We start from the raw sequence: 15,637 nt of genomic DNA, 5'->3' as shown, positions 1-15,637 counted from the left end.
TGAATAGACTTGAGTTTTACGCTCGAGTCTATTCATTTCAATTAATATTTAAGTAATAACGTGTTTATATGGAGAAACATGTAAGATAAAATAACCCAACAGTTTAGAAAGATTATTAAATGATTCTGAAAGTATGAAGGGATGAAAGGAGAAAGAAAAAGACATGATAACTGGAATTGAAGCATTCAAAGGAATAAATATTAGTGGAATAGGAAATTTTAGAGGCATTACTATAAATAATGGGGGACATTCATCTGGAGGACATAGAGTTTCAATTATTAAAAAGCACGGCGGTAAATATAAACAAGTACCTTATATCAATGAATATATTAAGGAAATAGCAGAAGAAAATAGATGTCATACATTTATTGAATTAACAGGTGGTGGAGGAAGAAATATACTTAATCTACCTATGTTTGAGATGGACGGTGACATTTATGAGTTTGGTAGAAAGATATACAATGAGTATGATAGAGGACTATGTAACTTGTTTAATTGTGTAAAAGATCCAATCAAGGTACAACAGTTGAGAACACTATTATTAAAATTAGGTAGAGATGAAGAACTTTATAGATATGCTATAGACAATAAGAGTAAGGAAGATATACCAGAGCTACTTTCAGCAGCATTTACATACATGGCAGCGATGTTAAGTTGGTCGGGCAATTGTCAAAAAGAAAGTTATTTGAGAGGAAAGACAGATGAGGATTCTAAAAAAATTGAAAAAGAGTACTTTAGAAAAATAAAAAAGCTAACAAAAAATAGTTCGTCACTTAGAGATATAGAAATAATAAACGGAGATTATAAACCACTACTAAAGAAATATGGGGCAGATCCAAAGGTAGTGAAATATATAGACCCTCCTTATCACCCAATAACGAGAAACCAAGCAGCACTTGATATTTATGACCTTGAGTGGAAAAGGGAAGACCATCAAAAATTAGTGAGGGAACTTTTAGAGTGTAGGTCATGGATTTTAAGTGGATATGATCCCCTAGTATGGAGCTGTGAAGACTACTTACCATTAGAGAAGGCTGGTGCAAAGAAAATAAATCTAGGGGTATTTATGAGTGGCACTAATTCAACTAAAACAAGAAAATTTGATAAAGAAGAGTACTTATGGATTATGAAATAAGTCACTAAAGTCACATAAAAGGTATCATGAGGTTTATTAGAACTTCATGATACCTTTTGTTTTATACAAAACAGGTAGAAATTAAACCTAAAAAGGACTATGTAAATTAAATATAAACTTATATGAATAAAAAGTATAGCGTTATTGAAACAAGGTTCTACATATAAAGAAGCATATAAAAGAGATATAAATATAAATTATTAAATGTTAAGGAGACTTTTAATAGTTTAAATTCAAAATCAAATGGAGGAAGAATACTATGAGAAAAAAACAAATAACTCAAACAATGAAGGATTGCTACCTTATAATTAATAATGAGGTAATGAGAGAAGTAGCTGACATGGGAGCTTTAGAGGATTTAGGAGAAAACAGGATTGGAACCAATAAATACTTTGGTATTAATGGTACTAACACTTGTATTGTAAGAGTAGCACAGAACTTAGATTACGGAGCTTATTGTATAATCAATAAATATATTCAAAGAACAGATGGAAAAGAAATAGACCTTATAAAAAGACTAAGGCAATTCAGTTTTCATATGGATGACAGTTGTACAGGTAGTGGAAGAATAAGAACTAGAACAGGGACAAATGAACTAGTAAAAAAATTAGGTTATAACACTAAAAGTGGCACTAATATTGAATCGATAATACACACCTTAAGAACAGGGAAAATTATAAATCAGAAAACAGGGTTACAGGTACATCACGAAATAAGTGTATTTGATCATAGGGTAGAAGTTTGTTTATTACTTCCAGAAGAGATGCATAAGGAAATACACAAAAGAGTTGGACAATACTCACGTAGAGATAAAAATCAATCAGTCATAGAAAATGTTATAGAGTTTAAATGTTTATACCATGAATTAAAGTCAAGTGAATTATATAACCAAGTAATATAAAAACAGTAGTTAGGAGGGAGGATATGGGTAAGATATTTGATGTTCTTAAGGCTCACCAGATTAGCCTAGGAGAATTTGAGGATATGGGTAAGATATTTGATGTTCTTAAGACTCACCAGATAAGTCTAGGAGAGTTTAAAGGGAAAGTGGATGAAGAACAAGGGACAGTTAATAAAACTGTCCCAAAGGTTAATGGGGTACGTATAGAGACTAAGGTAAAGCTAGATGAAACTAAAGAACTATATGAAGTACTAGGAATTGATTCAAGAATGTTAGAAAACCTTGGTAAAAAAGAAAAGACAATCTATGCAATTGGAATTTATATAATGCAGAGTTTAGGAAAATTCGTTTTTGATAGTACAGATGCTTACAGAAGAATGAGTAATAACAGGTTAGATATCCAAGGATCAGAATATGAAGTGTTAAACAAGATTGAAAATGGAATAACATCTGATGATGTGCTGGCTTTCAGATATATTTCAATAGTACTTCAAATGGTTTGTAGGAAAGATGAAAACATAAAGATTGATTATACACCATTAGGACTAGTGGCAACAATAAGTGATCCTGAAAGTAAGGGAATACCTATATTATTAAGATTCACATGCAAAGAAGATGGAAATCAAACATTAGAAAAGGCAAACAAACTACAGGTAAGTAAAGCAGGTGGAAGTGATTTTAATAAATAGCGGACGTTAAAAAGGGTGTACTTTTGAAAACAGGAAGTATGCCCTTTATTATTATCATTAACATTTAATGAAAATAGAAACACAGAATATGAAAAAGTAGTATTCATACTCGATAACATACAAATCAATTAAAGAAAAATAATTTAGGGAGGTAATGGAGATGAAGGATAAAAGAGTGATAAGTTTACTTGCTGTTGTAATACTTGTTGTTCAAGTGGTAATAACGTTATATATAAACTGGATAACAAATATTAAGGGATTCGGGTTAATAAATGTTGTAGAACTTCAAAGTATAATGGATATATTCTATGGAATTCATAATTCAACAGTAGAGATAGTATTTGAAAGTTCAATAGTTTTAATAGGAGCAATATTATTAAGATATTCTACACTTTTGATTATTGGTTGGATGTCAGATAGATTATTTGAGACTGAAATACTAAATAAATTATCATTTGGATATTTGAAGGTAGAAAAGGAAGAATTAAAAGAATTACACTGTAAATCGGATAAACTACAACCTGTTACAATAAAAAGATTAGTTTTCAAATCATTAGTCATGTGTATATTAGGTACGACTTGTGTAATGATTCCATACATGGACATGGGATATTGGATAATTGAGACATTTGGTGGCATTGCAAAACTAGTATCTTATTTCATGGAAACATACCTAGTTTAGCTGGAGGTGAGAAAAGTGAGGATAAGAGATATATTCAAGAGGACATTAGCAGCTGGTTTAGTTGTTATAGCTATTTTGCAAACATGCGTAACAGCGTTTGCTTATAATAATTATTCGAGCCAGCTAGGAACGAATAAGGCTTTAGGTTCACCTATATTAAATAGTAACTTTGTAGCGGATGATTGGAATAAATGGGAAATGATAGCTTGGGGAGTATTTCTAAGTAACTTTGCAACACCTCTTATAGACGATTATAATTCAGCATTTAACGCTAATAGTAATTCTGGCAGTAAGGGGTCTGGATACAAAGCACTTCAATTCGGTAGTGGATCTGACCCTGCAAATGCTAAAGTATTACAATCATTATTAGATTCAGCTATAACACAACAGAAAATGGGTCAAATCAAACAAGTATATGTAAAACACACAGAAGTAAGTGGTATTAATGGAATTCAAAATGCTGGAGGACAAGAAAATCCATTAGCAAGCTTAGATGATGAAGATACTGCAACATCTGAAGTAGATGGTAACGTAATATCAGATGGAGTATACAGACAAGCTACACTAGCTGACTTTATATTTCAGACAAAAGAAGATGATGGAGATACATATATAAAAGTATCTAACTTAGATGGTTCAATTAATTTATTAGCTAAAACATGGAATACGATGTCAGGTTATAAAACAATTTATACATTTGATAAAGGTAAATTACCTACCTTTGCAGTTAAGAGATTAGATAACAAATATGAAACAGTGTTTGATTACACTAATAGCTGGGATGTTCAATTATTAAATGCATGGTTTGGTAAAATATTATGTGGTGACCTATCTGATGATTTTGCGGATGAGTTAAACACTATGTGGAAACAAGCTAGTAGTTTACCAGTTTATATGGATTGTTTCGGTAACTTGGTAGTAAAATATAAAGATTCAAATAGAATGTTAATACCAGCGTCAGCTAATCAATATATAACAGATACCCCAAAGATAAATCTTATAAATTCACTAATATTCAATGGGTATTTAGGTTCTGTTAACTCTAAAAACTTACAACTACTTGGTCAACAAATAACATGGAGTACATGGGGATACTTAAATCCATTTAGCTCTAGTACTGGAACTGATAGTGGTAAACCTGATAAAAGTGGAGTACCTGCATTTGGCTCAAGGATAAATGGTATCAAATCTGGAACAGTCAATCTATATTTTGACTTAGATACAATAATACTGCAAGATATAATAGCTAGTGAAAAAGGAACAGTTTTTCTAGGGGCAGGATCAGCTGAAATAAATTATGGTGCTATGGTTAAAAAGCTATTTGATTTAGATATACAAAATCTAACAGGAGATTACGCACTAAAAATTGAGGTTTCAAACCTTTCAGATTCTAAGATTGATAAATTAGATTCAGAAATACAGAAGGCAATAGAGCAAACGGCGTTGGCAAGTACTATGATATCTAATGTAGTTTTAGATAATCCTAAAGCTCAAATTTTAAGTAAGGTAATGACAGACAATAAAGAAATATCATTACTAAATGATGCAGTTATAATTCCAGTTCAAGCAGATAAAGGATTGGATGGTAACAAGATAAATACAGCTGGAGCAGCTAGATTATTTCCGACATTCATGTACAATGTTTATAAAGGCAGTATACCTACAACTGCTGGTACACTAGATAGGAAAATGGTAGAAGATATACTGAATAGCAGTAAAAGTGTAAGCGAACTTAGGGATAATTCATTACGAAGTGTAAATGGAAATATATCGCATTTAGCCTCGGGCTTTATTGTGAATAATTCGGATTTGTTCTCTGTAAATTTACCGTCTCCAAGTAATTTAATGAGAACAAGTGCTCCTTCTTCTAGTGACTTTTTTAAAAAGATAGGAGATGTAAAGTATAGTGGAGTGAATGCTGTAACTGTTAAGTATTCATCTGATAAGAGTGAGGATTCAGTATTCCAGAGATGGGTAAAGGCATATCCAGTTAGTGATACTATGATAAATATAAGTAATGTACTTGGTACTAGAGATGGTACGGACTTTGCTCAATGGTCATCATTTATTTATATGACTTATTTAGATTGGTATGGTGTAACACTTAAAAAAGAATTGGGAAAAGACCCAATCATGACAAGTGAATTTAACCCTAGAATATTTGATGGTAATTCTGATGTGTTGAATATAGATATTATGTCAATTGCAGGTGTTAGAACCGAAGAGGACAAGAAAAAAGATGTATTAAACTATACTTATTTAATGCTACATCCAACTGAAGGTAGAGAATACAGAACAGATTTAATGATGTCAGGCATGACGGACTGGGTATACAGAAATTATAGCAACATAGTTTATGGGAATGCTTCGTCATATTATTCTTCAATAAATTCCAACTTAGCTACAAGAAATGCAACTGGATTCCTGAATATAGATTCATATTCGGACAATATATTTACCAGTTGGTTCATAGAGATATATCCAACTATAGCTATAATAATTATTGCAGCAGTAATGATAATAGTATTAATTATGGGTTTATTGAGAAGTAGGAAGATATCTTGGTTTTTAATAACAACGGTAGTAGTTATAAATTCAATATTAATAATACCTGCGACAGGAGAGGTAGTACCATACGTAGCTAACAAGTACGTTCAACAGATGTTTAACGGCAAGATGAATTATTGGAGTGTATCTGAAGCAATAAATAACGCTAATATGGAGAAAGATTTGTTAGACAGTACTGATAATGGTAATCTAACAGAAGAGGAATCCGCACAAGTAAAAGGTATGGTCAAAACATTAAATGTAGTACATCTTGATAGATCGATAATGTTAAGAACTGATATTTCTAGAAAGATAACAGAAACTGCTTCTGGAAACTACGCAGCATTGCAGACATTAAGATCTGCTAGATGGATGTTACCAATGTTAATGAGACAATTCAGTGCTAATGACGGATCAGCGGATTATGTGTATATTCCAGCAGGAGATTTATTTGATGATATGTCAAATATGTACTGGTTCTATAAAGAAGAGGATGCAGCTGGTACTCCAACAGTTAACGCTAGAATGAGTGTAGGCTCATATACTGCTACTAATACACTAATATCAAACATAAGAGGTCATTTTCCAGACTATCAATATCCAGAAGATTATGCAAACGAAAAATGGTCAAGTATGTCATACTATACAGAAGATACTACAAATGGAAATTTAATTAAAAAAGATAGAAAAGATATAGTGCATACTTATGGATATCTACTTGAAGGAAATTCAAATATACTATCAAGAAGTGCTGGATTCAGCGGAGCGTACTCTGGTAAAGAATCTTTTGATAAATATGTTGAAAATTCGTTGCATCAAATACAATCAAGTACATTTACTGGATTAAGTAGTGAATTGGAGAGAATTGCGGGTCAATATATAAGATCAGATAGAAGTACAATTAATCAGAAGTATGGATATTTATGGACTACTGAAAATCCAGCTCATTACTTCTACCAAAATGTTAAAGATACATTTCAATCAAGTGATACACTTGGAAAAATAGTTGGAGACTTACAAGGAACATATGTAATTAATGGAGATAATAGAGAAGTCAGAAAATCATTCATGCACAGCTATGATAGTGGTAATATACGAGATATATCAGACTTAGAAGGTTTATTTAGGAATACAATACCATATTTATATCAGATGATGTTGACTACTGGTGGAACGGACGGAGAAAGTGGATTACTTGGAGATTCAAAAATATCTGGTTACGATTTATATAAAGACAATAATAAGTCTTGGATGTACAGAAGTAATTGGGTCGTAAAGATAATGGAAAATTCTATGTATACAGAACCAACTACTGTTAGAGATTCGAGTGGAAACAGTTATAAAGTATTAAACCCTGCAATGCCAGACACATATCCTGCAAGTAGACCAATGGTATTTAGTGAGGCACAGAGAGTAGAATCTGGACTATCAGAGGCAGATTTAACACTTGTTGAATTGAAGTGTATAAACATTAATAAGAATGTATCAAGAAGTTGGACATTACTTCTAAATTATGCTAATACACATGGAATGAATAAAGAAGTTATATTAAGACAGATGGCACTCAATACATTAATGGAGTTTAACAAAGAGTTTAGTCCGACTGGACTATTAAGTGGAGCAAAGGCAATGTACCCAAATAGTATAGACCTTAGAGCAATTTCATTCGACAGTGTAATGAAAATGTTAATGATTAATATAACTAAGGATGTAACTTATATACAAGGGGATACAATGAAAAGTGTTGTAGAGGACAGTGATATATTCACAGCTATACTGCTACTAGCATCAGCATTCTTATGTTGTTACATTATACCACTATTCAGAAATGTAGTACTAGCAGCTATATTCTATCTTGGATTGTTCTCTATCATAAGGGCAATAATATCTGGACACAAAACTAAGGCGAGGATTTCTCTTGGATACGCGGTGAGTAACTTACTATTCTTGGTAATGACACTTGTGTATTATGGGGTATTCAGTGGATTGATGGCAATAACAACTACTGATGAAGTATTAACAGTTCAATCAGTACAAGTAAGTGTAGGAAATCCAGTATGGTGCTTTATAATCATAATTGTAGTTAGTATTGTATACATTATAGGAATGTATAAAATGCTTAACCATTGTTTCAAGAACTTTAGGGATATGGGATTTGAAGTTTATGCGGAGATTGCACAACTTGCAACATCTAACATAGCGGACAAATTCGATTCTGTAGGTTCTAAGATTGCGAACTGGGGAGCAGGTAAGGATGACGGAGGTTCAAGTACTCAAAGTATTAAGGGTAGTGGGTCTAAAGGTCAGAATACAACTACTGTTACTGTGGAAAGCGGAAGTTTAGAGGCTGAGGTTACAGGTGATAGTCATCCTAAAAACGTTAATGCTAGGACACAGACAGAATACGATTCTACAACATACAGCTATAATGTAGATGTAGACATAGAGAACTCTGGGGCTAGTGAGATAGATGCTGAAATAGAAAGAGGAAAGAACATGGAAAAAGAAGATATGAACGATATGAATATGTAAACGGAGGAATGTTAAATGATCTGTCTATTCAAAAAAGAGTAGGCAGATTTTTATTTATGTCAGCAGGTAGATAAAATAATAGGTCAAATCAAATAGAAGAGTACTTTTAGATGAATTAAAACAAACAAATGATTAAAAGTAATGTTCCTACTATATATCTTAAAGTCGAATTAAAAGAAATTAAATTGATTTAATAAAAGAAGGAGGTATGGCATTATGAAAAAGATTTTGTCATTGTTAGTAGTTGTAATTCTTCTATGTTCAACTATGGTAGCTTTTGGAGAACCCTCATTAGATGAGTTAATAAATACTACAGAAAGCCAAGTACAAACACAAGAAGATGAGAGTAGAATAGACATAAATGAGCAAGAGACTGTAAGTAAACCAGATATATACAATGAAAATAAAGGGTTTATAGATGGTTTACAGGGGTCAGCAAATGTATCAGCAGAGGTTGAAGGTGTATCAAACATAACATCTGGAGCTAAAACTGTTGTTGCATTTATAGTTCAGGTATTATCTTATCTAATTACAATATTACTTGCATTGAGAATAGTGATGGACTTAGCATTTATTGCACTTCCATTTACAAGAACATTTTTAGGTAATGGTTATATGGGAAATGCACAAGCAGGAGCAGGTGGATTACCAAACAGCTTAGGAATGACAGGTGGAGGCTTGGGAATGAATAGAGCTGGTATGAATCGAATGGGTGGCATTGGAGGAATGCAAAGTAATATGAGTTTAGCTAGTCCTCAACAACAGCCTAATGCATCTGGAAGAGTACAGTTAGTATCTAATGCAGCTCTTAACGCAGTAGCAGGTGAGAATACCGTTGGAGTTGATGGCAAGGCTGTAAGTCCTTTTAAACTATACATTAAAGATATGACAGTTGTATTAGTAATAGTTCCGATATTAATTACACTTGCTGTAACTGGAGCATTAACAAACCTAGGTTTTACGTTAGCTCAATTTTTAGTAGATGGAATATCAAGAATAAGTCAAATGATTTAATGGAGAGGAGGATTTCAAATGAAACATACATTAAAAACGTCATTAGTACTTATGGTAACAATGATTTTGGTGTTAGGCATGTCTACAGTTGCATTTGCAGCTCAAGTAAATAGCAATTTAACGCAGGAGCAGCAAGAATGGCTAAAATCAAACATTACTGTAGATGGAGATAATATTGAATCAACTGATATGAATGTTAAAGGAAAACTATCTACAACAGCACCATCTGGTGATTATTGTATGCTAGTATTAAACGATGGAGCAATAGTTTATTGGAGTAGTACAAATGATTCAAGTTTAGGGGCTTCAATAAATAGGGCTTCAAACAATACTCAAGTAACTCAAAAGATGGAGGGACTAGTAAATAATTTAGAGATAACAGCAGATACAGAAAGTGCAGGGGTAATATTAAGTGATTTGGCTCCTCTAATCAATATAGCACTTGGTATTATAGCGACATTCATTATGTTCGGGATGGCTATCAGTTCATCATTAGATATATGCTACATAGCCTTCCCAATATTCAGAAATAAATGCGAGGACATGAAAGCAAGTGGAAACTCAGTAATGACCAAAAAGGGTGCAAACGGAGATATAAGCTTACGTTGGGTAACAGATGATGCACAATACGCAGTAAACTCAACTGTAACTGAAGGAAATGGCAAGTCACCTTGGGCTGTATACTTTAAGAAAAGGGTAGCAGCTTATATCTTCCTAACAATTATCATGTTTATTTTGTTAACTGGAAATATTACGTTAATAACAGATATAGCCTTGAAAATAGTATCAGGCATACTAAACGTGTTACAAGGATTGGCATAATTCATGAAATAAATCTATCAGCTCTATATATTGTAGGGCTGATTTTTTATTTATAAATACATAAAAGCAATGATAAAAGGACTGTTGATTTTTCAGGTAACAATGACTGATTTAAAATATATCATCTATATAAAAGTAGATATCTTAGGATGATACTAGAAGTTGAATAATTAGAAATTAAGTGAAATAAAGGAGGTAATGGATATGGCAATTAATTTAAGCTCTATGCTTATAAAACATGTAAATAAACCGTGTATTAAAGATAGTAACATAGTGTTATATACACATATAGCAGGTTACCAAGGAGAATTACTAGGAAGTGATGTAGAAATATCAAAAAATGCTAAATTAATGGAGATTGGACAGAGAAATTATTCATCACCAACTAATATTAGAAGAGTTTTTATTACATCAAACAAAGTATCAGTTCAAACATATAAACCAATAATTAAATCTGGTAAGCCAGATGTAAATGGATGTTGGAACGTATCATCTTTAGAAAAAGAAAACATAAAAGATATATTCGTAAACAATGAAAAGGAAAGGTTTACTGGTAATATACTTAAAGTATTCTCTAAACCTTGGGTAATAAGTAATATAGAAGAAATATACATTGATTGGACTCTGTTATTATCGGATGATATTCAAAATAGATTTCCAGAAGCAGCACAACTGTTACAGTCAATCATTAATAATTCTGGCGGTCGTTTAATTAAAAGTGATTTACCTCAAAGAATATTTGAGGATGCTAATGGTGGGAATATTAAATCAATTAGAGAAAGATATCCAAGGTTAAAATGTATATCAATGATTTCAAATCTTGAACAGGTTATAAACAGTCAATATGATAAGGGTAAATCAAATGGAAGTACTGAAGACTTTACAGCCCTATGGATAGAGAATGAAATTAATAAAAGGTTAATCGAGCAATCAAACAGTGTAATTATTTTAAATACATTGTTTGATGACATTGAAAGAGTAAATAGGAACTTTGCAATTAGAGATGGAGTTTATAAGTTTGATTTAGAGATATTAAAACCTTACTTTAAAAATATACAGGAAGTGATGTTAGAAGAGGCTAGAAAGAAAAGAGATAGTAAGATAGAGCATAAAAATACTGAAAAAGTATTTAATACAAATGTTACAGATAAGGTAAAGAAAGAAATAAATAATATAATCAATGAATCTGGATTTAATAATGCTCAAATGATATTTCATGTTGCTTTATCAACGCTTACTAAATCTCAAGCTGAAGGCATAATTGGTGGAAAATCAGATGATAGTGTAGATAATAGATTTATAGCAAAGATGAGAGAACTACAAAAAATAATTGGGAACGAAGAAATTAAAAGAGCAATATTAGAGAAGTATGAAATACTTTCTGAAATATTAAGCACTAAAGATTTATATCAGTTTATTAGTGATCATGCTGAATCATACAAGGTATTACTTGCTTCAAACATTGTAAACTGGTTAAGGATGGAATTGTCAGCTGGTAGTGAATTTATACGTAGAAGTGCAATGGAACATTTGAATTTATCAAAATTAATAACAGATAAAGGTTTAATTGATGCACTTTGTAATAAGTGTGGTATTACAAGAAATGATTATAGTAGCATAGATAATATTAATAAAGCACTATCAGAGTTCAACAATAAAAAGGATTCGTTAGAAATAGAAATCGAAGGGGACTTTGATGACTACTTAGATAATGATGACGAATCAGAATTTGATATTGACGGCTTTGATGATTATTTAGATGAAGACGAGATAGAACATGAAATACCTGTAAGTAGACGAGAAAGAGATGTAGAGAATACACAAGTAAATAGTGAACCAACAGATATTGAAATTGATGATTTTGATAATTACTTAGGTGAAGATGAAGAAGATAATGAAAAACCTTTGAATAATAAAGAAGTCAATGTTGAACAGACACCAGCTGATGAGAGTGAGGCAGAGGAAGTAAAAAGTAGAACTATAGATGAAAAATATTATCCTAAAATTCATGATTCATACAAGAATAAAATTTCATCATGGCTATTAGATGTATGGAAAGACTTGTATGGTAACTATGTGAACGGTATAGAAATAGTAAATGGATTAATTGTTCCTGGGGAAACTATTTTAAGTGATGGGGAAACACGGAAGTATTGTGGTGTACTAAGACTTAGTAATAGGACTACAGTAAATCATGAAATTATAGCAAATGGAATATACGAAGAATTTCTAAGTGCATGTAAAGAGAGTGGAATACCAATAGTAGCTAAAGTAAGTGATGATTCAAAGAACATTAGGAAATACACATATCACCCATTGTTTCAAAGAAGAATTGTAAGTGGTAGTATTTCTCCGGATGCATTTAAAAATGGTTGGTCTGCTTATAGTTCAGAGCTCATTAAAAAGATGGAAAATGAAATTAAGGAAATAGCAATAGAGCTAGAAGAAACAGGTTCAGACACTGCTATGTATGAACGTTTAAGTGGTTATATAACTTCTATCATGGTTATGAATTATAAAAACGGTCTTGGTATGCAGCTTAGAATTTGTTGTGGGGATACAAGTAAAACTAATAAAGTAGCAACATTATTTTATAATAATCTAATTAAAAGAGAAAAAACACATCAAGCATTAGCAAATGGAAAATTAGTAGTAGGAGAACCAATCATATCAGATAATGGATATTCATTTACAATGTCAATATATACAAACATGGCAGGTTATCAGGCGGTACCTCAATTTATGGGTGAATTGCTATGTAACATGCAAGAGGGAACATTTAAACCCTCGGTAGACAATATGATTATAGGAACAGACCTAAATAATGAAATAGTAACAGCACCTTTTGTAAACTGGCTTTTACCTATTATTGCTTGGTCAAGGTCAGGAAAAGGTGTACTGACACTTAATATGTTACTTAATATTATAGGAACTGGTACACCATTATTCTACTTGGATGGTAAACCTGATATGGCTTCATTACTGTGGAATTTGAATAAAAAACATGGAATTGAAAATGCAGTAGTAATTGATGGAATACAATATAAAGGTGTGACAGACGTAGATAAAAAACCATTTAGAGCTCCTTATGCAGCAATTGCAGAAATGAAAATGCGTGAGAAAGATGCTAACAGCATATTAACAAGTAATATAGGTATAATGATATATTTAAAGACTATGATGACTATATTAATGGCTGTAGAGTATTATAAAACAGAAATGGGAAGACCATACGGTAACTTATTTGTAGTGTTTGACGAAGTATATAAGATAATTGTACAACAAGGGACTACACTTGGAACTAGATTAAACATGGAAGAAAGTAAAGCAAAGAATTTAAGTAAAGAAGAAAAGCAAGAAAAGGGAAATGAAATACTAGCTATAAGGAATTTTGTAAATGGTGTACTACAATCTTATATAGGTAACGACATTGGAGTGTTTGGAAGTGGTATCAAAGCAGTCGCATTAACACAGCATACCAATGTAGACAAATACAAGGTTGAAGGTTTAAATGCAGCTACGCAGTTTGCAAAGGGATTCTTACTTCAAAGAGGACCGAAATTATTTGGTAGACAAGGAAGTTACAATGGATTATATGGAATGAAAAAAGGTAAGAGTGAAACCACATATGATTTATATGATAAGTACTTCCATTTTGGTATTGGAGATTCAACTGATACGGATACTGATTCAGCTAAGACATTTAAACCATTGTTAGTACTTAATGAAAGTGACCCTAAAGAAGTAACTGGTGGAAATGAAGACGGAGCATTTGTTAAAGATATGATGAGCCGTGTAAGAAAAGTAGCAAATGAAGAAGAATTTAGGGACAAGTATTTTAGGGGAGATCCAGCACTAACAAGAGCAATAGGATTTGAGGGAGCATTGGATCAAATAGGTAGGCTTACAGGAAGTAACTGGATTGATAACTATAGACTTTCAATGGAGAGAGCTTATGATATTACAGATAAGGCACTTAGATATTATGGAGTAATTGGAACTGAAGGTATAAACAGTGTGTATGACTATATATGTTCATGTAGAGTAGAACATTTATGGTCATGGGATGATATAGTTGAGGCAAAAAGAAAAGATATATCTTTAGGACAAAAAGGAATTACATCAAATAGTGAAGGATCAACAATATTTGATTTTGATGATGAAAGTTTAAATGGTATAGAGGAGCTGGACTTCGATAGTATTGGCACTGAAAATATAGAAGATGGTGAGGAAGAATACATTGATTTAGTTTCAGGCATAGAAAAACAAGAAAAAGTTAAGCAAAAAATACATGAAGACATAAGAAAATTCAAACCAGCAGAAGAGCCAGCAGTAAAAAATGTAGATTCATCATATCAAGAGGTAAGGAATAAACAGCCAGCAGGAAGAGTTATTGGAAAGAGTTTTAATGGTAAAAAACCAATGTACAATAGTATAAATAATATAAACAAATTAGATAAATCAAACAGTATAAAAGCAAGTATGAGTCATAAAGTTGATAAGAAGTACGAGAATTTCGTTTTCAGAACAATGGCTGGTTCAAGATATGAGTTTAAAAGGAGATGGGAATCTATCATTGAATCAATATGTAATAGCATTAAAGCTAACATGGTAACTAGAATAACTATAACTAGCGATTATATTGAAGTAAACGATAGAATGGTTATAATGGATGGTATATTAGGTGGAGATGCTGACGTAAGAATAGAAGACATAGTAGATTTTAAAACATTACTAAAAAGATTTAGAAATGTTCGAGAGTTTACTGTAGATGCAATAATATTTCAAAGAGCAGTGGAACTGTATAATGATCCATTATTAACATTTTTTGAATACTCAAGGTCATTGAAAACCATCAATTTAATTGGTAATGGTAGTGTAAGAGTTGATAGAAGTATTTACATGGATTACCGTATAAATCAAGAACAGAAAAAGAAAATGCAGGAGGCAAGGTATAAATCACAGCTAGATGTGATGTCAGCATCAAGAAATAAAAACTTCAATAAATTAAGTCCTGGCTATAAATCTAGGATATGGGATGCTACTAAACGATATCAAGGGACAGCATGGGGTACAATAGGAAGAGAGTTAATGAAAGATGATACTAAATACTTTAGACTTGGAGTGATAGCACTTAGCTCATTAGCTGTATTAACTATTGGTGGAACGATAAGTGCATTTCAAGGAATGTTCAGGATGTTTAAATAATTGACAAGATCTGTCTACTCAATAGGTAGGCAGATTTTTCATTTACATACACATGATAGGAATGAGAATAAGACTATTAAAATAAGACCACTACGATAATTAATAAA

General features: G+C 31.9%; 8 protein-coding genes. All 8 read left to right on the top strand.

Annotated features, from left to right (window positions below):
- Window positions 1–163: 163 nt before the first annotated feature.
- The 8 genes from CACET_RS13660 (at window position 164) to CACET_RS13625 (ending at window position 15,530) form a co-directional block, all read left to right on the top strand.
- Window positions 164–1,135, top strand: coding sequence for a DNA adenine methylase (locus CACET_RS13660; protein WP_044825267.1), 972 nt, complete (start codon window positions 164–166; stop codon window positions 1,133–1,135).
- A 259-nt stretch (window positions 1,136–1,394) separates the two neighbouring features.
- Window positions 1,395–2,036, top strand: coding sequence for a hypothetical protein (locus CACET_RS13655; RefSeq protein WP_044825266.1), 642 nt, complete (start codon window positions 1,395–1,397; stop codon window positions 2,034–2,036).
- 23 nt (window positions 2,037–2,059) lie between these two features.
- Window positions 2,060–2,725: a hypothetical protein gene (locus tag CACET_RS13650; protein WP_044825265.1), complete on the top strand. Its 666-nt coding sequence runs from the start codon at window positions 2,060–2,062 to the stop codon at window positions 2,723–2,725.
- Window positions 2,726–2,885: 160 nt separating this feature from the next.
- Window positions 2,886–3,407 carry a hypothetical protein gene (locus CACET_RS13645; protein ID WP_044825264.1) on the top strand — a complete coding sequence of 174 codons (522 nt, stop codon included), beginning with the start codon at window positions 2,886–2,888 and terminating at the stop codon, window positions 3,405–3,407.
- Between the two features lie 15 nt (window positions 3,408–3,422).
- The gene (locus CACET_RS13640; protein ID WP_044825263.1) at window positions 3,423–8,486 is read left to right on the top strand and encodes a hypothetical protein; all 5,064 of its coding nucleotides are present in this window, start codon (window positions 3,423–3,425) and stop codon (window positions 8,484–8,486) included.
- A 216-nt stretch (window positions 8,487–8,702) separates the two neighbouring features.
- On the top strand, window positions 8,703–9,500 hold the full coding sequence (locus CACET_RS13635) for a hypothetical protein (RefSeq protein WP_044825262.1): 798 nt from the start codon (window positions 8,703–8,705) through the stop codon (window positions 9,498–9,500).
- An 18-nt stretch (window positions 9,501–9,518) separates the two neighbouring features.
- Window positions 9,519–10,322 (top strand): hypothetical protein, encoded by an 804-nt coding sequence (locus tag CACET_RS13630; RefSeq protein ID WP_044825261.1) that lies wholly within the window; start codon window positions 9,519–9,521, stop codon window positions 10,320–10,322.
- A gap of 204 nt (window positions 10,323–10,526) precedes the next feature.
- Window positions 10,527–15,530 carry a hypothetical protein gene (locus CACET_RS13625; RefSeq protein ID WP_044825260.1) on the top strand — a complete coding sequence of 1,668 codons (5,004 nt, stop codon included), beginning with the start codon at window positions 10,527–10,529 and terminating at the stop codon, window positions 15,528–15,530.
- The last annotated feature ends 107 nt before the right edge of the window (window positions 15,531–15,637 follow it).

Origin of the sequence: Clostridium aceticum, from assembly GCF_001042715.1 — a bacterium.
Classification (GTDB): Bacteria; Bacillota; Clostridia; order Peptostreptococcales; family Natronincolaceae; genus Andreesenella; species Andreesenella acetica.
This window is presented reverse-complemented; position numbering and strand designations above follow the sequence as displayed.